Origin of the sequence: Ruminococcus sp. Marseille-P328, from assembly GCF_964249465.1 — a bacterium.
Lineage (GTDB): Bacteria > Bacillota > Clostridia > Lachnospirales > Lachnospiraceae > Blautia_A > Blautia_A faecis.
Genome location: NZ_CAXUBQ010000003.1, coordinates 149950 through 175143 on the forward strand (window position 1 = coordinate 149950; position 25194 = coordinate 175143).

At 43.4% G+C, this 25194-nt stretch carries 18 protein-coding genes; 3 read left to right on the top strand and 15 right to left on the bottom strand.

Annotated features, from left to right (window positions below):
- Positions 1–6: 6 nt before the first annotated feature.
- The 4 genes from ACESTK_RS03575 to ACESTK_RS03590 form a co-directional block, all read right to left on the bottom strand.
- Positions 7–3384, bottom strand: a complete 3378-nt coding sequence (locus ACESTK_RS03575; protein ID WP_226814872.1) for an EAL domain-containing protein — start codon at positions 3382–3384, stop codon at positions 7–9.
- A gap of 327 nt (positions 3385–3711) precedes the next feature.
- A complete protein-coding gene (locus ACESTK_RS03580) occupies positions 3712–4752 on the bottom strand; it encodes an alpha/beta hydrolase fold domain-containing protein (RefSeq protein ID WP_373118708.1) in 1041 nt (346 codons plus the stop codon).
- 42 nt (positions 4753–4794) lie between these two features.
- On the bottom strand, positions 4795–7419 hold the full coding sequence (locus tag ACESTK_RS03585; protein ID WP_226854484.1) for a glycoside hydrolase family 2 TIM barrel-domain containing protein: 2625 nt from the start codon (positions 7417–7419) through the stop codon (positions 4795–4797).
- Between the two features lie 153 nt (positions 7420–7572).
- On the bottom strand, positions 7573–9513 hold the full coding sequence (locus ACESTK_RS03590; protein WP_118577591.1) for an amylo-alpha-1,6-glucosidase: 1941 nt from the start codon (positions 9511–9513) through the stop codon (positions 7573–7575).
- Between the two features lie 290 nt (positions 9514–9803).
- Here ACESTK_RS03590 and ACESTK_RS03595 point away from each other — a divergent pair, with 290 nt between their 5' ends.
- Positions 9804–10850, top strand: coding sequence for a Fic family protein (locus ACESTK_RS03595; RefSeq protein WP_187565225.1), 1047 nt, complete (start codon positions 9804–9806; stop codon positions 10848–10850).
- Between the two features lie 364 nt (positions 10851–11214).
- Here ACESTK_RS03595 and ACESTK_RS03600 read toward each other — a convergent pair whose 3' ends face one another.
- From ACESTK_RS03600 to ACESTK_RS03645, 10 genes are all read right to left on the bottom strand, one after another.
- Complete coding sequence (locus ACESTK_RS03600; RefSeq protein ID WP_118577592.1) at positions 11215–11661, bottom strand: DUF1934 domain-containing protein; 447 nt, start codon at positions 11659–11661, stop codon at positions 11215–11217.
- Positions 11662–11679: 18 nt separating this feature from the next.
- A complete protein-coding gene (gene murI / locus ACESTK_RS03605) occupies positions 11680–12501 on the bottom strand; it encodes a glutamate racemase (protein WP_118577593.1) in 822 nt (273 codons plus the stop codon).
- Positions 12502–12588: 87 nt separating this feature from the next.
- On the bottom strand, positions 12589–12816 hold the full coding sequence (locus tag ACESTK_RS03610) for a hypothetical protein (RefSeq protein ID WP_118577594.1): 228 nt from the start codon (positions 12814–12816) through the stop codon (positions 12589–12591).
- Positions 12817–12879: 63 nt separating this feature from the next.
- The gene (locus tag ACESTK_RS03615) at positions 12880–13023 is read right to left on the bottom strand and encodes a DUF6783 domain-containing protein (protein WP_373118755.1); all 144 of its coding nucleotides are present in this window, start codon (positions 13021–13023) and stop codon (positions 12880–12882) included.
- Positions 12975–14639, bottom strand: coding sequence for a GerAB/ArcD/ProY family transporter (locus ACESTK_RS03620; protein WP_226854483.1), 1665 nt, complete (start codon positions 14637–14639; stop codon positions 12975–12977). Before ACESTK_RS03620 ends, ACESTK_RS03615 begins: the two co-directional genes overlap by 49 nt.
- A gap of 9 nt (positions 14640–14648) precedes the next feature.
- Positions 14649–16163: a spore germination protein gene (locus ACESTK_RS03625; protein ID WP_330382714.1), complete on the bottom strand. Its 1515-nt coding sequence runs from the start codon at positions 16161–16163 to the stop codon at positions 14649–14651.
- Between the two features lie 293 nt (positions 16164–16456).
- On the bottom strand, positions 16457–17131 hold the full coding sequence (locus ACESTK_RS03630; protein WP_195699797.1) for a GntR family transcriptional regulator: 675 nt from the start codon (positions 17129–17131) through the stop codon (positions 16457–16459).
- Between the two features lie 15 nt (positions 17132–17146).
- Positions 17147–18001, bottom strand: coding sequence for a 4-(cytidine 5'-diphospho)-2-C-methyl-D-erythritol kinase (gene ispE, locus ACESTK_RS03635; RefSeq protein ID WP_118577597.1), 855 nt, complete (start codon positions 17999–18001; stop codon positions 17147–17149).
- A gap of 241 nt (positions 18002–18242) precedes the next feature.
- Positions 18243–19799: an SPOCS domain-containing protein gene (locus tag ACESTK_RS03640; protein ID WP_368361335.1), complete on the bottom strand. Its 1557-nt coding sequence runs from the start codon at positions 19797–19799 to the stop codon at positions 18243–18245.
- A 29-nt stretch (positions 19800–19828) separates the two neighbouring features.
- On the bottom strand, positions 19829–20275 hold the full coding sequence (locus tag ACESTK_RS03645; protein ID WP_118577599.1) for a protease complex subunit PrcB family protein: 447 nt from the start codon (positions 20273–20275) through the stop codon (positions 19829–19831).
- 202 nt (positions 20276–20477) lie between these two features.
- On the opposite strand from ACESTK_RS03645, the gene ACESTK_RS03650 reads away from it, so the two are divergent.
- Entirely contained in the window at positions 20478–21218 is a 741-nt protein-coding gene (locus ACESTK_RS03650; RefSeq protein ID WP_118577600.1) for a 1-acyl-sn-glycerol-3-phosphate acyltransferase, read from the top strand.
- A 103-nt stretch (positions 21219–21321) separates the two neighbouring features.
- Here ACESTK_RS03650 and ACESTK_RS03655 read toward each other — a convergent pair whose 3' ends face one another.
- Entirely contained in the window at positions 21322–22245 is a 924-nt protein-coding gene (locus ACESTK_RS03655; protein ID WP_294422760.1) for an AraC family transcriptional regulator, read from the bottom strand.
- A gap of 296 nt (positions 22246–22541) precedes the next feature.
- On the opposite strand from ACESTK_RS03655, the gene ACESTK_RS03660 reads away from it, so the two are divergent.
- Positions 22542–24953, top strand: coding sequence for a glycoside hydrolase family 3 C-terminal domain-containing protein (locus ACESTK_RS03660; RefSeq protein ID WP_226814879.1), 2412 nt, complete (start codon positions 22542–22544; stop codon positions 24951–24953).
- Positions 24954–25194: the final 241 nt, after the last annotated feature.

Below are 25194 nucleotides of genomic sequence, written 5' to 3' on the forward strand. Positions count from 1 at the left end.
TTTCTCTTATTTTTCTTGTACAAATTTTCTCACAAACTCTTCATACCCACAAGGCTTCCCCCAGAAATATCCCTGTGTGAATTCCGGGCACAGCTTTCGGATTTTGAGCCATTCCTGGGCACTTTCTATACCTTCGATACAAATCTTCATATCCAGATTATGAATCATGGTGCAAAACTGATTCAGAAGATAATATTCCTGCTCATCTGCAACTGCTTTCGCAGTGAAAGAACGGTCGATCTTAATGATCTCTGGTTTCAGCTCGCTGAGATAATGGAAGTTCGAGTAGCCGGTTCCAAAGTCATCCAGCGCCAGACTGATTCCCATTCGCTTCAGTTCTGTGAGAAAATGCTTCTCATTTATATTTTGTTCCAGAAGATCGCTCTCTGTCAATTCCACGATCACCGCTTCCAGCGGCAGCCCTGTCCTTTTCATTTCTGCACTGATATCCTGAATCACATCAGACTTAGAGGCCTGTACCTGGGAAATATTAATACTCATCCGGAACCCTGAAAGTATCTTCCTGATCTCACTGCATTTTCCCATAGCCTCTTTCATCATCCAGCGGCCAGCAGGAATAATCAGACCTGTTTCTTCCAGAATGGGAATGAACTCCGCCGGTGAAATCATTCCGAATTTTTCAGAGGTAAAACGCATTAAAGCTTCTGCTCCATAAGGCACTTTTTTGTCTTCAGCAAATACAGGCTGGTAAAAAGCTGTAAAGCCCTGGAATCCATTGATCACAGCTTCCCGCAATTCCTGGGTGATCTCCCTTTTCCGAAGAAATTTTCTGTAGGTTTCCCCATTAAATATATAACAACGGTTTCTTCCCAGCTTCTTTGCCTCATTCAGGGTAAAATCTGTCAGCTTCAATGCTTCTGCATACTGATTTCCTTTTAATGCCGCAAATGGCACAATTCCTCCAGAAACCGTATACATGACTTTAAATTCATTGGTTTCAATAAATCTGTCTATTGCCTCTCTCACTTTATCATAAAGCTTATCCGCATCCTTCGCTTCGTCAGAAGAAACATCCAGAATCAGAAATTCATCTGCCACAAGCTTGTACACCTTCTGTCCTTCTGATATGCAGCCGGAAATACACTCCGCCGATTTCTTAAGTACAAAGTCACCGTACTCCTGTCCGAAGTTATCATTAATCTCCTTAAAATGATCAATTCCTATACGAAGCAGATATCCTGTTTCCAAAGGAGTATCCAATTGGTTCATATACTCCCGGAACCCAGACTCTCCCAATAGTCCGCTTACATTATCTGCCTTCTGTCTCTCTCCAATCTCATTAATGCAGCCAATCATGTAAAGTGGTTTCATGTTGTCGTCACGAACCAGATAACCTTTGCAATGAATCCAGATCGGCATTTTTTTCAGATCCAGCCATCGATATTCCATGCTATGAGTGCAGCGGTCTGTTTTAAGGAGGTCATCAAATTCTGCTTTCAGTTTTTCATAATCCGGTGCATATACAAATTCCTTATGCTTCGAAATTACATTATGAAAACCATTTTTCGGAATACAGAAGCGTTCAAGTGCCTGATTTGCTATGTAATAAAAATCCGTCCGAAAATCAACCACATATGGGTAATTATCTGCAGTGGGGCTCAGAAGATCAATCACGCTGCAAAGCTCATCCACAGACATGCTTTGAAACTTTTTCTCCTGCAGGATCACCTCATCTGTGATCTCCTCAGTCGACTGCTTTCCCATATGGGAAAGCATCTTATCCAGACCGGTTGACCGCGCCACCTTTTTCCTGCGCTTCTGACGGTACAGCATGGTATCACTTCGTCTTACAATATCCTTAAAGTCAAAATCTATATCAGGCTGATAATAAGCATATCCTGCTGACATGCTGAGTGGATAATCCAGCTTGTGCATTTCCGCTGTTTTTTTCAAAATCAGCTCAAGCGCCTTCAGCCGTTCCGGAATCATATCCTTCTCATCGCTATGATATACATATGCAAACTCATCGCCGCCAATCCGAAAACAGTTCTTTACATTCTGAAATGCCTGACTGATACACTGATAGCATAGCTTCAGCGCTTCGTCTCCCTTTTCATGCCCAAAATTGTCATTGATCACTTTCAGATTATCCAGATCAAACAGAACTACACCTGTTGTACGAAGTTTAATATCACTTTCATCCAGATATTTCACCATGTCCTCGTAAGCGTTTCGGTTCATGGCCTCTGTGAGCATATCCATGTTAGCTATTTTCTGCAGATAGATCACCTTTTGTTTCTGGATATATTGATCGTAATATTGGGAAACCTGGATCCAGATCAGCATAATGATAAACAGCAGGGTTCCTATGGGAAGCAAAATGGATGTCTGTTGAAATTCCCTCAAATAATAAAGGAACATTTCTGCCATTCCGAATACTATGAGCACACACATAGGATACTGGAATTTCTTGGCTTCATCGTTGCCTTCTTTTCTGGCCTCGTAAAGAATGAGGGCAACTGTGTAAACTGCATTGGCAACCATAATAACATGGGTTGCGGGAAGCAGCCGGAATATATCAATAATTCCCGTACACTGAAGCAGAACGTCAGCTGCCATATTCGCAAGATAAAGAATGGGAAAAATCAATGCACCTTTGTGGTATCTGCTTTTGCAGATATCATATAGCAGAAAATTAAAGGGTACCGGGAAAAGGAAGAATGAAAAATAATCTACAAAATACAAAGTTCTTCCATCCGGAATCAAAAACTGCAGGAATCCACATTGTGCCAGTGTCCATACTGCAATCAGCAATGAGAAAAATCCAAGGTTTAAAAAGACCTCTATCTTCGTTTCTGTCTTGTCTCTTCTTTTTCTTCGCACTGCTCCCAAATAAAGCAGCAGGCAGATGATGCTTGCAAACAGGATCCCGCAGCTGAGCAACAGGGTTTTAAAGCTGTCCATTAAAATTTTCAGAACGCAATTGCCCCGTGTTCCGTATACAATGCTGACTTCATTTCCATAATAGTTGTCATATACTGGAATAATTCTAACCTCAAGACTTTTACCAGCGCTGTCTTCCGGAATATTCACAATGTGCCAGCAGCTTCCCGGTGACTTCATAAAGCTGGGAGCATCTTCTTCATTTCCGTATTCGTATATTTTTTCTCCGTCCAGCCACACTTCTGCAATGGTGTGTGTGGTTTTAAATAAGATTGATCTGGGATCATCGAAGTCTTCGGGCAGAGCAATATTCTCTGATTTGATTTCTCCATCTGTCAGTTTTTTTGTTTCAAACCTAATCGTATTATCCCAGAGCAATTTTTCCCTGGCTGTACTCTGACTGAATATCCAACCTGAAAAACCAATTGCAAACAATCCAAATACGAACAGGGTAATCCATAATTTCTTTTCTATTTTCATAGTTTCTCCCTACTATATAAAATAGCACTGTTCACTAAGTGCACAATGATCACCTTGTGCTGCAATTCTGTGCAAAATTTACCCGCACAGAATATTACCTGTAAACAATGACTCACAACTCATCAAAAGATATACATAGATAGCATATCAAACCCATTTAGCTTTTTCAAGGTTTTGACAGATTTTGTTAAAACCTTTTTATTTGAGGGCAAAAAAATATCTGACGGGGCAATTCTGCCCTGTGCCAGATATTTTCTTCGTTTCTGTCAGCTTATGTGTCTGCCGATTCTCCGGTAATCACGCTCATATTAATGTATGCGACTTCCCTTATGCAAATTTCTCATCCAGATATTCTTTCAGGATTCCCAGATTTTCATCACTGTACAGCTGATCTGCCGCATGCTTATAATTATGAAAAAGCTTAAATTCCACCTTATCTGTCCCAACAATTCTTGTAAGCAGTGCATTCAGTCTCTCAGACTGCAGATACGGAACATCTAAATCCGCATCACCATGCCAGATCAATATATCCGGGCTGTTTTTCTCCGTAAAATTTTTCTCAATATAATATAATGGACTATAGTTGTTTTTCTCATCCTCAGTAAGAGTTTTTACATCCTTGCGCATCCAATAAGATTCTACATCTTCGTAGCCGGTATCTTTAATTGCTCCCTGAAGCCACAGGCTGGCCGCCCAGCGGACAATTTTTGGAATCCTCAGCTCCCTGTAATCATCTTCCATAGTTCCGAATTCCATACAGCCGTAATAGTCCAGAATCACCTGAACTTCACTGGAAACAGGATGGTTCTCATCTTCTCCGATAAATGGAACACTATTAAATTCCTCATCATTGGAAGCGCCACAGATCACTGATAAATACCCCCCAGCTGACTCTCCCCAGATTGCGAAACGCTCCGGATCGTATCCATATTTCTCTGCATTTGCACGAAGAAAACGGATCGCTGATTTCACATCTTCCACTCCTGCCGGAAAGGCTGCTTCCTGGGCAAGACGATAGTTAACGGATGCACATGCATATCCATGATCGCGGAAATAGCGGTACATCAGCTGCGCCTGACGGGACTGGCTATCATTGTATACGAAGCCGCCCCCATGTACCAATATGATCAACGGCATAGGTTCTTCACTGTCCGGCACATACAGATCCAGATAATCATTTTCGGAAGCCTCAGAATATGGCAGCTTCTCATAAGCTTTTCCACCATTCCATTTGGAAGAATCATCCAATTTCACTGATGGAGAGTATACATTATGAAAAACCACACGAACAGCTTCATGATTGTAACCAAGAATACCAACTATAGCAGCAAGACAGATTCCACCTATGATAAAACCTTTTTTCTTCATTTTTTCAACCTCTTTTCCACCTTAAATCATAAGTCTTTCACTTCATTCACATGGAATTTCCACCACATAAAACCGTTCTTCATCTGCCACGGTAACCTTCACCGGTCCGTTTCCATCCGCCTGTACAACTGCCATTGCCTCACCATAATAAGTCGCCACAGTATGGTCAGTATAATTCCCTTTTACATAAGGAGCCGGGCTTCCGAGTCCCTTCAGGACACCATTTTCTACTGTTACTTTTATGTTATGTTTCTCCATTGGTTTCCAGATTCCTTTGTTATCTGTGTATTGCAGTTGAATAAATGCAAGGCCTTCCGACTTCACCGTTTTCTCCTCTGGACGTACCTGAAGAACCGTTTCTTTTCCTGCTGTCTGCAACGAATAACGGTTGATTTCTCTTCCGTTTTCATCGTAAGAAACCGCCGTGATCTCCCCATCCTGATAGGTGGTATTAAAGTTTGCACGGCATTTTTTCACTTTCTTTTTACCAACACTTTTGCCGTTGATAAACAGCTCGACCTGCGCAGCTCTTGCATAAACTTCCACCTTCGCCGGTTCTCCGTTACAGCCATCCCATGCCCAGCTTTCTAGAGCTTTTGTCAGCTGCCAGCCAGTAAGACGAAGCTTTTCTTTCTGGTAAACAGGATCAACTGCAATAAACGGACCTGTCTCTCTTTCAAAAGCAACTCGAGTATATGCAGCCTCTGCACGCGGCTTTCCATTCAGGTCAATTCGACCATTTCCACCTGTCATTCTCGTGGCTGGATCTTCAAATTTATAGTCAGAATACTCTGCTGCACCATCCCCGACTTCTCCGATATAATCCCATCCTGCCCACACAAAATCACCGATAATCCGTTTGTTTTTTTTGGCAATTTCCCAAAAACTATACGCATCCTTACAGAAGGTTTCACTTCCCAGAATCAGACGGTTCGGGTACTTTTTCAGATCATGTTTGTAGCGGAAAATACCGTAATTATAACCTGCGATATCCATGTTTGCGTAGGCATCCTTCGTCCTTAAATCGCATGGATAAAGGGTGGCACCGCACTTCATAAAGTAGTCTCCAACCAGACAGGCAAGAGTATTATAGAACTCGCTTCCTACTGGCTTTTTCTTCTTTTCCGGCTTGGTGCTGCCTAATCCTTTTTTTCCATTTTCTGTGGCTTTATTTACTGTCTTTTCACCACTTTTAACTACTTTTTTCTCATTCTTTCCAGCTGCCTGAGCGGCATTTTTCTCTGCATTTCCAGCGCTCTTTTCTGCCTTGTCATCACTGTAAACGCCAAGTCCTATGGAGCTTAAGAAATTGAAGAAAATATTGATTCCGCAGGTAACAGGACGGGTGGAATCCAGGCTGTGAAGATAGTTTGTCATATCACCGGTAAGGGCAATTCCCTTCTTCTGGGCAGTCTCTGCAACCTCATTTCCTGTGGAGTACATAATCACACTTGGATGGTTGTAATCCTTGTCAACCATGTCTTTTAAATCCTGTTTCCACCAGTCAGCAAGCTGTCCGGCATAATCATATTTAGTCTTATGAATGTACCATACATCTACATATTCATCCATCATCAGCATTCCCACACGGTCACAGGCATCCAGAAGTGCCTTAGAGCAAGGATAATGTGCAGAGCGGACTGCATTGTATCCATTTTCTTTGAGAATACGCATTTTACGTTCTTCTGCTTCCGGATACGTACATGCACCAAGCACGCCATTATCGTGATGAAAGCATGCACCGCGAAGAATCACACGCTCTCCGTTAATGGTCATTCCTACCTGAGGATTCCAGATCAATTCACGGATTCCGAAAGTTTCAGTTACTTCGTCTTCACCGAAAATTGCTTTACAGGTATAGAGATTCGGGTGCTCTGTATCCCAGAGCTTTGCGTTTGGAACATCCAGCTGGAAGATGGCCTGGTATGCTGCTTCCTGATTATTTTTTTCCGCTTCCACCTGCGCCAATTCACTCTTCTGACCATTTTTTCCAGTCTGTACTGATTCATTTGGCTGCATGTTTTTATTATCTGATGATATTATTTTGTCATTGTTTACATTTCCTATTTTTGTACTTTCACCAATTACTCTAAGTACTTTAGAGCCCTCAAACTCAATCTTCAGGGAAACCTCTCCCGGCGAAGAAGTTTTCACAACGACCTCAATTCTCGCCGGATCATAGCTTAAGGTACGGATTTTCACACCGTTTACCGGAATATGTTTTTCTTCCCCAACATACAGATAAGCCGGACGGTAAATACCGGTTCCTGAATACCAGCGGCTGTTTGGCTGGTCAGCATTGCGCGCAATGACTTTGATCTCATTCTCTTTTCCATACTGGAAAAAGCCCTCTGTATCCACATAAAAATTGGTATAACCATAAGGACGGTAAGCCGCCTTTTTCCCATTTATGTAAACTTCACCATTGTGGTAAATCCCCTCAAATTCAATGAGGACTTTCTTATCTTTATACTCCTCTGGCACAAAGAAATTCTTGGTATATTCGTAATCCCCACCAATATACCATCCAATATTTCCCTCGCCGGTACTCTCCTGAGTACGCGGCTCACTCAGCATTGCATCATGTGGCAAGGTCACCGGATAAGCAGCCTCATCCCTGGTAAGACACCTGCACATCCAATCCTTGTTAAAATCAATTTTCTGCATACAGTAAACTGCTCCTTTCTGAAATCTCTGTCCTTAAACCAACTACCTTTTCGGCATTCTCGTTCTGTTGACAGTTTACTGCTTTTTCCTATCTCTGTGGAAGAATTAGCGTGAACAGTCCTTTTTTTAGCGCTAATAACAGCCCACAGAACTTTATAAATCAAGTCTGTGAGCTGTCTTCTCTACCTTCAGCTCGTTCCCATCCCATACAATATGTACCTGTCCCTCAGCAACAGGCAATGTACAATCAAAGCTGTCGAAAAACTCAGTATGCGGTTCTACCACAAATTCTTTTCCGCCGACTCCAGTAAATTTCAGCCCCATGAAATACTTCGCCAGGAAATAGATCGGGCTTGCAGCCCAGGCATGGCAGAGACTTTTTCCAAAGCGGTCGCCGTACATATCGTACTGAGTTTCTACTGGTGCCTCCGGGTCAAACTCTTCCCAGAAGGTAACTGCACCGCGGTCCAGCATACCGCCCCAGTAATTGCGAATCTTATTTAGTACAAATTCCAGATTTCCGGTCTGGCAGAGCATATCCAGTTCAAAGAAGTTGAAATACGGAGTTGTAATTGCCGGAATTGCATCATTCTTAATTACATTTGCCAGAATTTTCTCCTGCTCTTCTTGTGTTGCAATGTGAAAAAGAATTGCAAAAATATTGGCATGACGGGTCACATTTCTCTTACCGGATTCAAAGGAATCAATAAATGCGCCTTTCTCCTGATCCCAGTATAATTTACGGATCTGCCCGATCAGTTTCTCATATTTCTCCATGTATTCCGGATTTTCTTCTCCAAGAGCCGCACTCACTTTCGCCATGGTCTGCCAGCATGCTGCGAACAGCATCTGCTCTGCACAAAGGGCACCAGTCTTATCCATGTCAGCCCAGTCAATGTAGATCCAGTCATTTTCACGACCTACAAGAAATCCGTTTTCATCCAGCTGACCCTCACAGAATTCCATAAGGGAGCACATTTTCGGATAAACCTGGCGGACAAATTCCAGGTCACCATATGCCTCATAATGATAAAGCACGCCCAGGATCCAGAACAGGGAATAGTCCATGATGGTATTGATATGTCTTGTCATAGGATCATTTCCACGTAGTGCTAAAAGAGTTCTCTGGTCAATATCAGGATCTGCCAGCAGATACTGATTTACAAAAAAGCTCTGGTAGGCGTCTCCAGACCAGATCCATTTGTCACGTTTCACCCCATCCAGGAAAAAGATACCGCTGCAAAGACGGAAGGTATGCTCCGCCACCTCCCAGATTTTATTTAGTTTCTCATCATTACACTTAAAGGAAGCGCGTTTCGGGAAATCTACATACTGATAGAATGCTGTGATTTCCACATCTTCGGCTTTGCAATTCGGAATGAATGCAAAACGGACTGCACAGCATGGGCATCGATTTGTAACCGGATTCGGCTGCCAGCTGTAGTAGCAGTGCTCAAGGTCAAGAGCTTCGTCCTCAGATTCACCGCAAAAAACCTCTAAATCCTCATCTTCGCTTGTACTGTCAACACAATTACTGCGTTTACTTTTCACATAAACCGCCGCCGTCAGTTCCGTCTCAAACTCTGCCAGCACGCCACCGTTTATCTCGCTGATTTTCACCGGCTTGCACTCTTTTTCTGTATATTCCCACACAGTAGGATTCTGTCCCGGCTTGGTAAAATACTTACACACTCCAACTGGCACTAATGGCTGGGAATAATCCTCTGCCTTCCATGTTTTATCAGAATGGATCACCTCACCCTGCACATAAGCGCAAGGAAATGCCTCCACACAGCCTGCATGAATAGAGATCCGCACCTTTCCAGGTGCTACTGTAATCTTCTTTCCAAATGGATATTTCTTCTCCCCATTCTCCCTGGTTACAAGCACATGACCAATCGCATTGGAAAATACAGTAAAACTGGTCTCCTGCTCCAATTCATAAGTCCGGCGGAAAGCCACACGGTTGCGGAAGCCCTCACTCTTCCAAAATGCCGGCCATCCAAAACCTCTCTCCACACGGCTGAAATTCTGCTTCATGGCATGATATAATTCAAAATCTCCCGGATACCAGATCCAAAATGTATTTTCCATTTCCGTTTTCCTCCCGTAAATTATTGCTGTTCACAATCTTTGAACAATAACCAATTCTCATTTCTTGTAAATCTACTCATAATTTAACTATAGTATAAAATGAATTTTCCCAATAGTCCACAACATCCCACGTTTAAAAAGCTACAGATTACGCTTTCGTATCACTCAAAAAGCTTGTCTGAATATTATTCCCTTATTTGTGATATAATATTAAGGGAATTTTTCCTTATTTTATTGTTCTTTCCCTTATTTTATGGTATTATTTAAGGGAAAAAGATAGGAGGTGCGAAATGAGAATCTTTAATTACTCCTCACTCAAAGAGCAAAAATGGGATTCAGACATCCTCGGGCTCGTTGCTGCAATATATAAAGAAGCTGGTAAACAGGAATTATACCTGAAACAACGCCCCGAAGAACTTGAAAAGCTTGTAGAAATCGCTAAAGTTCAAAGCACAGAAGCATCAAATGCCATTGAAGGCATAGTCACTACAAATACACGAATCCGCCAACTCGTCGAAGAAAAGACAACCCCCAAAAATCGTGATGAGCAGGAAATAGCTGGATATCGTGACGTGTTAAATATTATACATGAAAGTTTTGATGCTATTCCGATCACCCAGAATTATATCCTGCAGCTTCACAAAATACTTTATAGTCACATGAACAATCCAATTGCCGGTCACACAAAAACTGTACAAAACTACATTAGTGCCACATACCCAGACGGTCATGTTGAAACATTGTTTACACCACTTTCCCCATATGAGACACCAGAAGCTCTGGATAAAATCTGTGAAGAGTATAACCGGATAATCGGAAATATGGAAGTAGAACCACTAATCGCAATTCCAGTCTTTATCCATGACTTCCTTTGTATCCATCCCTTCAACGATGGAAATGGAAGAATGAGCAGATTGCTGACCACGTTACTCTTGTATCGAAATGGATTCTATGTTGGCAAATATATTTCTCTTGAATCTAAGATTGCCCAAAATAAAGATCTCTACTATCATGCCCTTGCAGAATCACAAACCGGATGGCATGAAGGGACGGAAAATGTCTTGCCTTTTATCAAATATATTCTTGGAACAATCCTGGCAGCATATAAAGACTTTGAAGACCGTGTAGCGCTTGTGGAAACCAAACTTTCTTCCCTTGAAATGGTACGGCGTGCCAGCAAAAATAAAATCGGACGTTTTACCAAACAGGATATTCGCGAATTCTGTCCTACACTCAGTGACAGTTCCATCGAAAGTGCCTTACGCAAGCTGGTTACGGCTGGTGAATTAAAAAAAGAAGGGCGCGGAAAAAGCACGTGCTATTTCAGGTTAAATTAATCTACCACGCGCAGAACGTTCTGATTTTTATACAAACAAAGAAGGCGCAGCTTAAAAACAAACTTTTAAGTCGCACCTTTTTTGTTTACATCATTACATAAAAAATGAAAACCATATATTGCCAGAAACATGGGATTACCATAACCAGCGTCATCGATGGAACCCTTTTCAAATTCATGAATGCCGTGCATGTCAGCGCCAGTGACCACTGGTTTCATCTGAAAATATTGATTCCAATACCAGATTCGTCCACTGCTACCGATTCAAATAACAATAAAAAAACAGCAGGAGTTCATTCTAACAAACGAACGCCTGCTGTCTTCTTGTTAAAATTAATTTCTGTAATGCTTCTACCCAACAGTTCCTACAACACAAACCCAGTTGTATTCTTCCCCTGCGCCTGAATATCCAGACAGCAGTCTGCTACATGCTCCTGATTCAGGTCCAGAGAATAATTCACTTTCATGGCAATTTGACCGTCACTTTCTTCCAATTCAAGATTCGTCGCTGAAATTCCCATTTCAAGAGTTCCGAACGGGGTGGTATAAAATGCCATATTACGCTTTCCCTGCTCGAAAACCATATGTGTATTTACCTGTCCTTTTTTTCGGACTTCCATTCCCCTGGAGGATATCTTGATATAATTTACAGTAGGATCTCCCTGCTCGTCCAGCATTTCTTCATAGCGAAGATAATGACTGCCGTTGCGGAAATAATACTCTCCCGGAACCACAATCTCGATTGGCTCATCACCTTCTGGTGTGTCCATCATATGTAAACCTTTTACGTGAATTAAAACTTCTTTTTCCATTCTTTTTTCCATCTCTTTTTAATATTTCTCAATATCAATCTTCTGCGTTTTCTCCACATCAAATGGCAGAATCGAATTGGCAAATCCCTTGAATTTCTCTGCCAGATCGCTCACATAGAAACGATATGGGAAATCAGACTGTCCCTGTCCGGTGCTCTGCATATCCTGCTCTTTCAGAAGTCTGCCAAGCTCCAGTGCCGTCTCGTACGCCGGGTTCACCAAAGTAACACCCTCTCCCATGATCTGTCCGATGGTAGAACGGAGCAGTGGATAATGGGTACAGCCAAGGATCAGTGTATCAATATCTTTTTCCTGTAGTTCCCTCAGATATCTGCTTGCAACTTCCACTGTCACCGGATCATGAGTCCAGCCTTCCTCTACCAACGGTACAAATAAGGGACATGGCTTTCCAATCACTGTAATCTCCGGATCGATCTTTTTCAGAACCTCCGCGTGGATTCCACTTCCAACAGTACCTTCTGTACCGATGATTCCCACCCGTTTATTTCTGGTAACCTGCGCAGCTACCTTGGCACCGGCTTCAATCACTCCAAGAATGGGAATGTCAAATTCTTCCTGAACTGCCTCCAGGGCAAACGCACTGGCTGTATTACAGGCCACCACAATCGCCTTCACCTTCTGCTCTTTCAGGAAACGGATTATCTGACGGGAATATCCTATAATAGTCTCTCTGGATTTGCTGCCATATGGAACTCTGGCAGTATCGCCGAAATACACGATTTTCTCTGCTGGAAGATTCCGCATGATCTCCCTTGCCACAGTAAGTCCGCCAATACCGGAATCAAACACACCAACAGGCGCATCTCTGTCTATTTTCATTTATCTATCTCCAAATTCATAGTCAAGCGATATTTGCAATCTGTATTTCATTTTAACACCAAAGGAGCGGCGGTGCAAGTGCTTGTACTACATCAAAGCGTTAAGTGTATCCACAATCCAGAAATGAAATCTTGGCTCCGCTTTCTGACCGTTCTCCGTCCTCGGTGCTTCCATAAAACAGAACTGGGGATAAATGGTTCCCCACCACGCAAGAAGGTTGGAAGTTTTATTAAAATTTTCACTGCATGGGCAAAGTAATACAGCTGTCAGAAGTGCTGCCGCTATATGATATTTGTTTTTTCTCAGACAAAGCATAAAAGTACCTCCCATATTTTTCTTAACAAAAGTATTCCCTGTCCCGGCCCGGAATAATCACATTTATTCCCACTGCTTATTGCTTTTCGCAGCTTCCCTGGAGCGTGTCTGAAAAAGTCTTTCTGCAAGATGTGCGTCACAATTTGTGGGAGATTCGGCTAAAATTTCACTTCCAATTCCTTTCCATAAATTTTCAGTTCTGGCAATTCAGACAAAGCACCACGTTCATAAAACTCATGATAAACCTCACGAAGCGTTACTGCCTGTCCCGGGCTTCCATTTGGATTATTTTCCAGCAGCCCAAGAAGATACTCTCCCAGAGAAACGTCCTGAGGGCTTACCCAGGCTACTGCTTCAGATGCCACAGCACAGCGAAACACATAAACATTTTCACCTATAGTCGGCTCCTGCTTCAGATACTCAAGAACCTGCTCCCAACGCCCTCCATCTAACAAACTCTCGCCCAAAACCAGAATTTCCAGATGTCCCATATCCAGATATTTTTCCTGTGTCCGGCTGTATATATTTTCAATCTCACGGAAAGTTTCTCCCTGAATCGACGGAGCAGCATTCCCCTGGTCTTCCCCGTCTTTTTCCTGTCCTGTAGATTTTGGAAGATCCGGAATTCCGTAAGTCAGCAGATATTTCCCCTCTGTAATATCGGCTCCAAGTGCAAGCGGATACATGCGTTTCTCCGGTTCCACACCACCACAGCCGGCTAACAGAAACAATGCACTGACACACGCTACGGCAAGCTTCTTTTTCCACTTCTTTTTGCCTGTCATAAAAAAAATAATCTGAAGCACCAGCATTCCGGGCACAAAAATATATTTCAAATATAATGGAAAACTATTCCGGATTCCCCATCTTTCAATATCCCACACAGCTCCGGCAAAAACCAGAGTGGATATCCACAGCTTTCCAGTTCCCATATCTGCTTTTTCCACAATTAAATGACCATAATGCAGAAAACTTCCAATAGAAAATAAAAGGCTGTATAAAAGAAATCCCATCCAGAGGACATCAAATCTTGCCAATACATTCCCTGGAAGCTCCGCACCTGACAAAAGCGGCAAAATCGGGCAGCTTTCATATTTCAGGCGCCCCCATCCAAATACTGAAGGAAGCAGCAATTCCGTCAGAATAAGCAAAATTCCCAGGGTAAAAACGGCAAAACTTACAGTTTTCCCTGTATCTTTACTGTTTCCTACACTGTCCAATGCAAAGGGAAGCAGCCCCAATCCGGAAAATGCACATATCACATCATATCCACTTTCCAGAATTTTTCTTCCTGAGAAAGAGGAATTCCATACCATTTCCTGAAAATACTCCCATTTTCCCTGTCCCACAGCCAGGACTAACATAAGCATAACCGCTGCAAGTACCACGCCTCCTGACACTTCTCCCATTCTGCCTCGTCTCTGAATCCCCTTTTGCGTGCCCAGACTGCAAACCAGCAATGTGATCAGACATAGCCATTTTTTTCCTATACCTGTTCCCAGACTAACTGCAACAATTTCTCCCAGAAGATTCAAAAGAAACGCAGCTCCAAGAATGCAGTATATAAGAAAAAACAACGCTGCCAGCCGTCCCCACACCACACCGGCTGTTTTGCAGGGCCTGGCAAAAGCATAACGAAGACGGATGAGGAAAATCACATAAAACAGCACAGCTGCAAGGGCTGCTGCAGTCCCTGCCAGCCCACCAAGCCCCAGAGTTTTTCTGTTTCCGAAAAGGCACAATATTAATGGTGCAATAAACGCAATCACAATCTGCCTGTAGAGCTGCCGCTGGGAGATTTGATTATTTTCTGCAAATTTCATTTATTCCTGCTACCTATCCTTCCTGTTTTTATTGCGGATTTTTTGCAGTCTCACTCGCTCATTTTGTCTGGCATATGAAGGGCGCCTCCATCTCTTTTTAAACGGCACTCTCACAATTTTGCTTCCAGTCCCATTATCCGTACTTTGTTTAACAAAAGGTGTCAGGTATGGGACTCCAAAGCTGAGAAGTCCTGCCAGATGTGATACTGTCAGATATACTCCGGTCACAATTCCAAAAATTCCCAGATATCCTCCCAAAAACAAAAAGAAATATTTAAGCATCCGAAATGCCGAGGCAAATTCTTCATTTGGGATTGCAAGAGAACCAAGCGCTGTGATCGCCACAACCATGACCACGATCGGGCTTACAAGATTCGCTTCCACAGCAGCAGAGCCCACGATCAGTCCTCCCACAATTCCCATAGCATTTCCCAATGCTCCCGGAATCCGTACACCAGCTTCCCGAATCAGTTCAAAGGATAACTCCAGCAGAACAAGCTCCGCAATGCTGGAAAATGGCACGCCTTCTCTTGCCTGGGCAAAGGACAGAAGCATATTCGTAGGAAGAATCTGCGTGTGAAACCGGATCACTGCAAGATAAAGTCCCGGCAGCAACGTAGCAGCTGCCAGTGCCACATATCGTAGTATTCGAAGAAATGATGCCATTTCAAATCGGTTATACCAGTCCTCGCTGCTTTCCATAAAGCTGTGAAAAATCCCCGGCAAAATAAGCGCTGACGGAGAATTATCACAGAGAAGCACTGCTTTTCCATTTAAAATTTCCTGCGCTGCACGATCCGGTCTTTCCGTAGTCTGATACTGCGGAAAAGGGGAAAACCAGGAATCCTCCGTCAGCTGTTCCAGCATTCCGCTGTCCAGGATTCCATCAATTCGAAACTCTCTCAGCCGCTCTTTCACCTTCTCCAGAAATTCCTCCTGCACCAGATCTTCCATGTATACCATCTGGACCAGTGTATGTGATCTCTCCCCAATATAGAATTCCACTACCTTTAATCTGGTATCCCGAAGCCGCTTCCGGATCAGTGCAGAATTTATTTTCACAGAATCAGAGAAGCCTTCCCTGGAACCTCGCAGAACCTTCTCCATCTCCACTTCTGTTACCCCCATGCTTGGATAACCGACACTGGAAATTTTCATGGCCTGGTCAAATCCGTCCATAAAGAAAACCGCATTTCCGGCAAGCAGCCCTGCGAACACCTGCTCCATGTCAGTCAGCTTCTTTACATCCGCAATTCCCAGACTGTTATACTCCACAAATTCCTGCATCTCCCCAGGCGAAATCTCCCAGAAATGCCCCACCATTTTTCCAATGGCAGAGTCCTCCAGCATCATATTGGAAGTCGCTACCTCAATATAGACCATCAGACAGTCAACCTTCCGCGCATCCCCCAGCCGCATCTTCCGGATCTGAATATCTCCACAATCTGCCAGGAGTTCTCTTATATACCGTTCATTTGCTCGAATATCCTTTGAAATCATAACAATATTATCATTTTTATCCAACGCTGCTCCTCTTTTCCATTTTCAGGCAACAAAAGAAAATCCTGCCCGCAGGATTCTCCGCCTGCGGCGGGTCGCTTCGAACGACATCTTTCATTTCGCCGCAGTGCGATCCTGCCCGGTAGTTTTTTTTGTAATGGAAAATTTCAACGAAATTTCCCATTACACAAAAAAAAGACACTGGTTATCTCTCCCAGTATCTCCCATAAAAACAATTATATTCATTTTCTCTCAACTTCCCAAAAAGAGGAACGCGGGCAGGATGTGCCCGCTCCGCTCCCAGAAAACCACTCAGTTTACTCTTCTGCCCGAATCGCCTGAATAATTCCCATCCGCTGATTTTCCAGATGTTCAAAAGACAGCTCCTGTGCCGCTTTCACGTCCCGTTCCTTAATCGCCCTGGTAATTTTCTCATGCTCTTTCACCAGACGGTTTCTGGACTCATCCTCTTTCAAATATTCTACACGATATCTGTAGATCTGCTCGCGAAGATTATTCAGAACCTGCATCAGTCTTTTATTATCAGCAGCTTCATAAATCACCTCATGGAAATTCACATCTGCTTCAGCCATCTTTACCAGGTCTCCCTCCGCAGTACTGGTCTGGAAAACCTCAGCCGCCTGCTCCAGTTTCCGGATATCCGCATCTGTCATATTGGCACAGGCCTTCTCAATAGCCATATTTTCCAGAGTGATCCTGACCTCCAGAACGTCATTCAGATCCTTCTCTGTAATATTGGCAACCTGGGCTCCACGTCTCGGGATCATCACAACCAGCCCTTCCAGTTCCAGCTTACGCATGGCTTCCCGAATAGGCGTTCTGCTCACCCCAAGCTTCTCCGCAAGGGCAATCTCCATAAGTCTTTCGCCCGGCTTCAGTTCTCCCTTCAGGATTGCCTGACGCAATGTATTAAAAACAACCTCCCTAAGTGGAAGATACTCATCCATACGCACTGTAAAATCACTTGTCATTTGTATTTTCCTCCGCTAAAAAACATCTGTGGCAAAAACAGTCTTTGCAAGTCTGCTCTCCCTGAGAACAGCTGCTGCCCGATCCATTTTCTCCTTATCATCAAAAATGCCAAATACAGTAGGACCACTTCCGCTCATCATGGCCTTACGTGCTCCGTTGCTCTCCATCAGATCTTTGATTTCCTGGATCACAGGATATTTGCTGATAATTCCCGGTTCAAATACATTTCCCATTCTGGAAATCATTCCATCAAGATCACCATTTCTGACAGCTGTCACCATACCATCGATATCCGGATGAACCACAACAGGATCGTCCAGTTTCAGGTTCTCATAAGCAGTCTTGGTTGAAACATTTACTCCTGGTTTTCCCACCAGAACATAGCAGTAAGGTACTCTGGGAAGTCTGGTCAGCTTCTCCCCGATTCCCTCTGCAAGAGCAGTTCCGCGCATCACACAATAAGGAACATCAGCTCCAACCTTCACAGCACGCTTCATCAGCTCTTCCTCAGAAAGTCCCAGTCCAAACAGGCGGTTCACTCCAACAAAAGCAGCTGCCGCATCAGAGCTTCCACCAGCCATGCCGGCTGCTACCGGGATAAACTTCTCCAGATTCATGGTAAGCCCCTCTTTTATATCAAACTCATCCATTAACATTTTCGCCGCTTTATATACAAGATTCCGCTCGTCAGTAGGAACGTAAGGAATGTTCGTGGTAAGGACAATTCCCGGCTCCTTTTTTTTCTCAATTTCAAGCACGTCATACATCTGTATGGTCTGCATGATCATACGGACTTCGTGATATCCGTCATCACGTTTTCCAACCACGTCAAGTCCCAGATTTATCTTTGCAAGTGCACGTAAACGCATAATTTCCTCCGCTTGTAGCTGCCGCTCACATAAAACCTCTGGCAGGCTCTAAGAGCAGCAGTTTCTTTGTACTTTGTATACAATTTTATCAATGCTTTTATTGTAAAATATTTTTGTATTTTTTTCAATACATTTATGCGAGGAAATTTCTCATTCTATATATATCGTTACTGTCCACGCCGTAACCAGAGCATGTTTGAAAAGGTTTTCTCCAAATATATGCAGCAAACAGAAAGCAGCCTTACCCTTCCACCTTCTTCACCAACAGCAGCGGCATTCCAGGCACAACTCTGTCCTCTTCCAATTCATTAAGCTCACAGATTTCCTCCACTGTAGTATAAAATCTTTTCGCAATATCCCACATAGAATCCCCATTTTTCATCACATACACCGTGATTCCCGGCATTGCCTGGATTTTCTCCATATCAAGGGGACGCTCCTCCACTTTGCTTATGATCATCCGGTTTTCACACTGAAGCACCAGCACATTGAGACTGATCACAGCCTTCACCTCAATCTCATTGCTGTCGATCATAGACGTTGACAGCTGTTCCAGATCTGCCTGCAGAAAAAAGATACTGTCCTCGTTGATCCCGTTTGCCTCAATTATATGGGAAAAAGGGATCATTCCATCAACAGAATAGAATGGCATTTCATCATTTCCTGTAATATACAGAATTTTCATAAATACAATTCCATCAGCCTGGATTCCATTTTCTACAATTTTCGTTTTCTCAACCTTTACACGTCCCTGGCTGTGACAGATCTGCAGGATTTTCCCCTGGCTTTCCTTCAGTTCAATACGGTCAGATACGCGGCATTTGGAGTCATTCCGTACCAGGAGGCTTTCCAGACACATCTCTTTTCCCTGAGGAATGCATTCTTTCAAAGGCGAGTACACATCCAGAATCAGGTCATGCTCTTCTTCGCGGTAAAGCTTCATGTCCAGTTCCAGCACCGTGTCTACACTCATTACCCGTTCTTCCCCATCGGAATCCGGTTTTACTTCAATGCTCTGATGCATAACGGAAAAGCCAATATTTGGAATCATCTCTCCCATACAACCAGTACACTCCACTTCCGTATTAAACGGAAGCACATACTCTGCCCACTGAAGCGGATTTTCCTCATCTTCTCCCGAATACAGGACAAAAACTGACAGCTCCCCTCTTGCCTTCACCACATTATCCTCTGGACGCAGATCCATTCCACGGACATCGATGGTATACCACAAAAGCTGTTCAATGTTCGGTTTATTGGACACTAAAGTCACTTCATCCTTAATCCGCATAGTGTCCTTTTTATGTACCATAAGACTCATTAAACGGACTTTCTTCCTTTTTACTGAAATTCCCTCCTCACTGATTTCCACCGGAAGCTGAATCCCTGCCATTTCATCTACCACTGCATAAAAGGTGACAATTGCTTTTATGTTTAGTTTTCGGGAATGAATCATGTGTACGCTGAGATCCTCAATCTCCCACTTCAGGCACATTTTATCCCCACTTGCAATCCCTTCCAAGTTCAAAGTCTCATCAAAAGGCAGTTTTGCCCCCAGACTGCTCACCTTCTGGTTTTCTTCCCCCACATAGAGAATATCCACGTTCAGGTTTCCGCTGATAAATGCCTTTCCTTCGCTAAGACGCACTTCATCCATGGAAACGTCACCCTTGTTCTGGATCAGTCGGCCCACATCCGGCTTTGCATCTGGTACATTATAATCTGTATCAAACGTTACCTGGCTGGCTGCACGGCTTTTTATCTGAAGCATCTGCACACTTTCTTTTCTTAATTCCACGATTTTCCACTCCTTTTTTCACCAGACTGCTATATTGCATCATTTTCGCTTTTTTCAGTAAAGCGTTCAAAAATCACAGGTTCTTTTCGGTATTCCGTCTTCACCACGATGTAAGGATAGGAAGGCGGACTGATCGTTATTTTCTCGTCTGATGGCCCCAGCAGCATTGTCCGGAAAAAAACAGCCTGGGAAGTCCACCCCAGTTCTTCCACGGAAATACTGTAACCTCCGCTCATTTGCTCCCCGTATCCTTTTACAAGAAACAGGTCTTTTTCACATTGATAGGTCAGCTGAAATTCATTCTTCTTTTTCTCCTGTATCAGGGCAGCCAGTTCTGCCGGTATCTCTTCATTTTTTACAATGGAATACTCCAGAGGCTTCCGCGGCTCTTCCTCAATGCGGATAAAATTGCATCCACTGATCAAAAGCAGTGACCACAAAATTACTCCCAGAAGAACTGCTTTTGTTTTTTTCATTCTGCCACCTCAGATGTCTCGTTGCTGTTCATCTGATGCTCAGCCTTTAAACACAGCAAACAGCAATCTCCATTTATTTTATTGTATGAGGAATAAAAAAGATTTATTGCAAGAATTTTTCAAATTACATATAATAGACATAAACAATATGCCAAAACATGCTTCCTACGCATGAGGCACAGATCAAAGAAAGGAAAATCATATGATTCGTTTTATTTTATGCGTGATCGTAGTGGTTGGATTCCTGATTTTATCCATTCCCATTCTCTTTGTAGAATGGATCATCGGCAAATTCAATCCTATGGCAAAGGAAATCAGCTCTCTTCGGATCGTTCAGGCAGTATTTCGTTTTATCCTGTGGATATCCGGTGTGAAGCTGACTGTTATCGGAGAGGAAAATGTACCAACTGATGTGCCGGTTCTTTATATCGGAAATCACAGAAGCTTTTTTGATGTACCGATCACTTATCCACGCTGCCCCATCCGTACCGGCTATATCGCAAAAAAAGAGATGGAAAAGGTTCCTCTGCTTTCTACCTGGATGAAACGTCTTCACTGCCTGTTTCTTGACCGTAATGACCTGAAGCAGGGACTGAAAACCATTCTCACTGCTATTGAGAAAGTGAAATCCGGCATTTCCATCTGCATTTTCCCAGAGGGTACACGAAACAAAAATGAAGATGAACTGGACATGCTTCCATTCCATGAGGGCAGCTTCAAAATTGCCGCAAAGACAAACTGTCCGATCATCCCGATGGCGATCAGCGGCTCCGCTGATATCTGGGAAAACCATTTTCCAAGAGTTAAGAAAACCCACGTTATCCTGGAATATGGCAAACCAATCTACATAGACCAGCTGGAAAAAGAGGACAAAAAACATCTGGGTGCTTATACACAGAATATCATTCATGAAATGCTGGTAAAAAATAAAGCGCAGTTATAATGCGTCAGCTTCCAACTGGCAGGACAGACCTTTACATAAAGAATTTAAGGCTGTCCTGCTTTTTTCATTTTCAACGGGTTTAAAAGCATGAATTTCTAATATTTCAGTTTTTTCTTCTCCTTACTTCCTTCGGCGATTCCCCATAAGCCTCCTTGAATTTTCGCAAAAAACCTTTGTAATTGGTAATCCCGTTTTTATCCAGAAGAAATGTTATATTTTTATCTGTCTCCAGAAGATCTGTGTGGAAATACTCCATGCGGATCTGATTTACATAAGCCAGGAAGGTCTGTCCTGTATATTTGCGAAAAAGGCGACAGAAATGCTCTGGTGTAATGGACAAAAGCCCTGCAGCATCGGCAAGGGAAATTCTTTCCCCATAATGTTCCCGGACAAATTCCATGCATAACTTCATCCGCTCCAAGTCTCGCAGAGTGCCGTGAGCGGTTTCTGTATCTTCCTCACTCCTGATTCCTTCTGTATAAAGAAAATAAAGTAAACGGTAAACAGCTGAAAGCACCAGAAGATGATAGCCTTCTTTTTTTTCTTCATAAAAGCCTGCAATTTTCCGAAATACGTCTCTCAACTGATCATACAGATCATCAGCCCGATTTGTAGACTTTCGATTCTCCCTCATCTCAACAAGTCCCTTTCCCTGCACATTCTCCAGTTGTTCTCCCTGAACACATGCGTCAGCTGATTTCGACCTTATAAACTCCTGAAATTTCAGTCCCTCCCACTTTGCAGAAATTCTTTCCAGATGAACCGGCGGGATCTGTAAAAGATAATACCTGGCATCCTCATGCGTGTGGGTATAATGGATATCATTGGAATTTACCAGAAAAATATCCCCTTTTTTCAACTCATAACTCACATCATTAATAGATGCTGTAATCTCACCGCCAAGCACATAAATAATTTCCAAATGCTCATGCCAGTGCGCCGGTAACAATTCATCCCAGGTATTTACATATGTAAAATGAATTTTCCCCAAATGATCATCCAGCACGTTTTCATATTCTGCTCTCATAGTATGCCTCATCTTCTTTTTTCACTCAAATTTCCCGACTTCCATAATACGCAACACTTATGCTGCAGGTTTAAAATCAAAATACAACATTTATGCTACAAGTTCAAAATCAAAATATACCATTTATTCTTTATGATAATATATAATATTTCATCTATAATATCAAGAAAGACCTATAAAAGAAGCAATAAACCATCTAGTACACCACCGCTTTTTCCAGTACAATAGCAATATCAAGGCAACTACACGAAAAAAACTTTCTAATTATAAATTTATCTACAGGAGGTCATCCCACAATGAACAAATGGACCAGAGTTAAATTCCAGCCAAACCTTCCCCTTAAGGAAAGCGGCCGTGTTACCGCAAGCAAAGAACATATCCTTCTTTCCAAAGAAGCCGCCAAAGAAGGTATGGTTCTTTTAAAAAATGAGAAAAACCTGCTTCCTCTTGCTGAGGGCACACGCATCGCCCTTTTCGGCAAAGGCAGCTTCGACTATGTAAAAGGCGGCGGCGGAAGCGGTGATGTTATGGTTTCTTATGTACACAACCTTTACGACGGGCTGAAAATGCAGGAAGGCGCCGTTCAGATCTATGAGCCATTATCCGCATTTTACCGCACCGATATCCAGCACCAGTATGAAAAGGGTGCCGCACCAGGAATGACAGTAGAGCCAGAGCTTTCCCCGGAACTTGCTGACGGTGCAAAAGCATTTGCTGACGTTGCAGTTGTTGTGATCAGCCGTTTCTCCGGCGAAGGCTGGGATCGTTCCAGCATTGAATGCAACAACGAATTTAATCCATGGGATACGGAAACCACCATGCCGAAAATTTCCGGCGAAATTTTCCCGGATGGCGACTTCTATCTCACTGCCCGTGAGAAAGAAATGCTTTCCATGGTAAAAGAGCGCTTCGATGATATCGTGGTAGTTCTCAACATCGGCGGAATCATGGATCTTTCCTGGGTAAAAAATGACGACCGGATTTCCTCCGCTCTTCTTGGATGGCAGGGAGGCATGGAAGGCGGACTTGCCATGGCGGAGCTTCTCACCGGCAAAGGAAATCCTTCCGGTAAGCTGGCTGACACTTTTGCCGCAGACGTAAATGATTATCCATCCACTGCCAACTTCCATGAGTCTTTTGATTATGTAAACTATACGGAAGATATTTATGTAGGCTACCGCTATTTTGAAACTCTTCCAGGGGCACAAAAAAAAGTAATCTATCCATTTGGATATGGACTTTCCTACACCACCTTTGGCCTGGACACCATCGCTATGTGGGAAACAGAGAATCAGATTTTTGCTGAAGTTCAGGTGACCAACACCGGTAACCTGGCTGGAAAAGAAGTTGTCCAGATTTATTTCGAAGCTCCACAGGGACTTCTGAAGAAACCAGCCCGCCAGCTTGCCGCTTTTGCAAAAACCCGTCTTCTTCAGCCAGGCGAGACACAGCAGATCCGCCTTTCCTTTGCAAAGGCTGACATGGCTTCCTACGATGACCTTGGAAAAATCAAGAAATCCGCATATATTCTGGAAAAAGGTACTTATAAGTTCTATATTGGAACTTCTGTGCGCGACACCAAGGAGAGCATCCTGACAATGGAACTGGCTGAAAATGTAATCACAAAGCAGCTGACAGCTCATCTTGTTCCAACCAGCCTGAAAGAGCGTATGCTCTCTGACGGCAGTTTTGAGGAGCTTCCACAGTCTGCATGCAATGACATGAACGAATGCGTATTTGAGAAAATGGAGCCGGGCACTGAGGAAGGTATTACCCCTGCAGTCCGCTGCTGTGCACGTGGCACACTTTTCGACAACTTTGGCAGAAAGCAGTTTATTGATGTAGCAGAAGGCAGGCTTTCCCTGGATGATTTTATGGCACAGTTAAGCGATGACGATCTGATTCATCTTCTTGGAGGACAGCCAAACGTAGGTGTTTCCAATACCTTCGGTTTTGGAAATCTTCCGGATTACGGCGTTCCATCCATTATGACAGCAGACGGTCCAGCCGGACTTCGTATCAGCGGGGAATGCAGCATGAACACAACAGCATGGCCTTGCGCGACACTTCTTGCATGCACCTGGAACCCGGCTCTTGTTCAGCAGGTTGGACAGGCTGGTGCCGAAGAAGTGAAGGAGAACAATCTTGCTGTATGGCTTACCCCAGCAGTAAATATCCACAGAAATCCTCTTTGCGGAAGAAACTTCGAGTACTATTCCGAGGATCCGCTGATTGCCGGAAAGATGGGCGCAGCTATGGTAAAAGGTATCCAGTCCCAGCACATTGCAGCTTCTGTGAAGCATTTCGCAGCAAATAACAAAGAGACCAACAGAAAGCACAGCGATTCCCGTGTTTCCGAGCGTGCACTTCGTGAGATCTATCTGAAAGGTTTCGAGATCATTGTAAAAGAGGCACAGCCATGGACCATCATGTCCTCCTACAATGCAATCAATGGTCACCGCGCTTCTGAGAATCGCGAGCTTCTGGAAGATGTTCTCCGCGGCGAGTGGGGCTTCAAGGGCATGGTTACAACTGACTGGTGGACAAGAGCTGAACATTACAAAGAAATCAAGGCCGGAAATGACGTAAAAATGGGAACCGGTTTCCCCGAGCGTGTGAAAAAGGCCATGGAAATGGGACAGCTTGGCCGCCCGGAATTAGAGCACTGTGCAAGACGGGTGCTGGAGCTGATTCTGAAGATTGACTAATAAAGTGTAATCTCATATTTCACAATAATAAATTTTTGCAACTTATAATTAATTGCAGTTGGCCAATTTGCAAGCGAAGGATACTTCTTATCCGCAGACAGGAAAGTGGACGCGAGCACAAGTAAAACAATTGAATTTTAGTTATAAAGAAACCCATGGCAATTTTATTTCTGTTGCCATGGGCTTCTTATTTAGGCTCTGGAGCGTGTTTGAAAATACAATCCGAATTATTAGTATTATA

What these genes read in the sequence shown, in the direction of transcription:
- ACESTK_RS03575 (WP_226814872.1), bottom strand. Translation starts at nt 3,384, where the DNA reads ATGAAAATAGAAAAGAAATTATGGATTACCCTGTTCGTATTTGGATTG.
- ACESTK_RS03580 (WP_373118708.1), bottom strand. Translation starts at nt 4,752, where the DNA reads ATGAAGAAAAAAGGTTTTATCATAGGTGGAATCTGTCTTGCTGCTATA.
- ACESTK_RS03585 (WP_226854484.1), bottom strand. Translation starts at nt 7,419, where the DNA reads ATGCAGAAAATTGATTTTAACAAGGATTGGATGTGCAGGTGTCTTACC.
- ACESTK_RS03590 (WP_118577591.1), bottom strand. Translation starts at nt 9,513, where the DNA reads ATGGAAAATACATTTTGGATCTGGTATCCGGGAGATTTTGAATTATAT.
- ACESTK_RS03595 (WP_187565225.1), top strand. Translation starts at nt 9,804, where the DNA reads ATGAGAATCTTTAATTACTCCTCACTCAAAGAGCAAAAATGGGATTCA.
- ACESTK_RS03600 (WP_118577592.1), bottom strand. Translation starts at nt 11,661, where the DNA reads ATGGAAAAAGAAGTTTTAATTCACGTAAAAGGTTTACATATGATGGAC.
- murI (WP_118577593.1), bottom strand. Translation starts at nt 12,501, where the DNA reads ATGAAAATAGACAGAGATGCGCCTGTTGGTGTGTTTGATTCCGGTATT.
- ACESTK_RS03610 (WP_118577594.1), bottom strand. Translation starts at nt 12,816, where the DNA reads ATGCTTTGTCTGAGAAAAAACAAATATCATATAGCGGCAGCACTTCTG.
- ACESTK_RS03620 (WP_226854483.1), bottom strand. Translation starts at nt 14,639, where the DNA reads ATGAAATTTGCAGAAAATAATCAAATCTCCCAGCGGCAGCTCTACAGG.
- ACESTK_RS03630 (WP_195699797.1), bottom strand. Translation starts at nt 17,131, where the DNA reads ATGACAAGTGATTTTACAGTGCGTATGGATGAGTATCTTCCACTTAGG.
- ispE (WP_118577597.1), bottom strand. Translation starts at nt 18,001, where the DNA reads ATGCGTTTACGTGCACTTGCAAAGATAAATCTGGGACTTGACGTGGTT.
- ACESTK_RS03645 (WP_118577599.1), bottom strand. Translation starts at nt 20,275, where the DNA reads ATGAAAAAAACAAAAGCAGTTCTTCTGGGAGTAATTTTGTGGTCACTG.
- ACESTK_RS03650 (WP_118577600.1), top strand. Translation starts at nt 20,478, where the DNA reads ATGATTCGTTTTATTTTATGCGTGATCGTAGTGGTTGGATTCCTGATT.
- ACESTK_RS03655 (WP_294422760.1), bottom strand. Translation starts at nt 22,245, where the DNA reads ATGAGAGCAGAATATGAAAACGTGCTGGATGATCATTTGGGGAAAATT.
- ACESTK_RS03660 (WP_226814879.1), top strand. Translation starts at nt 22,542, where the DNA reads ATGAACAAATGGACCAGAGTTAAATTCCAGCCAAACCTTCCCCTTAAG.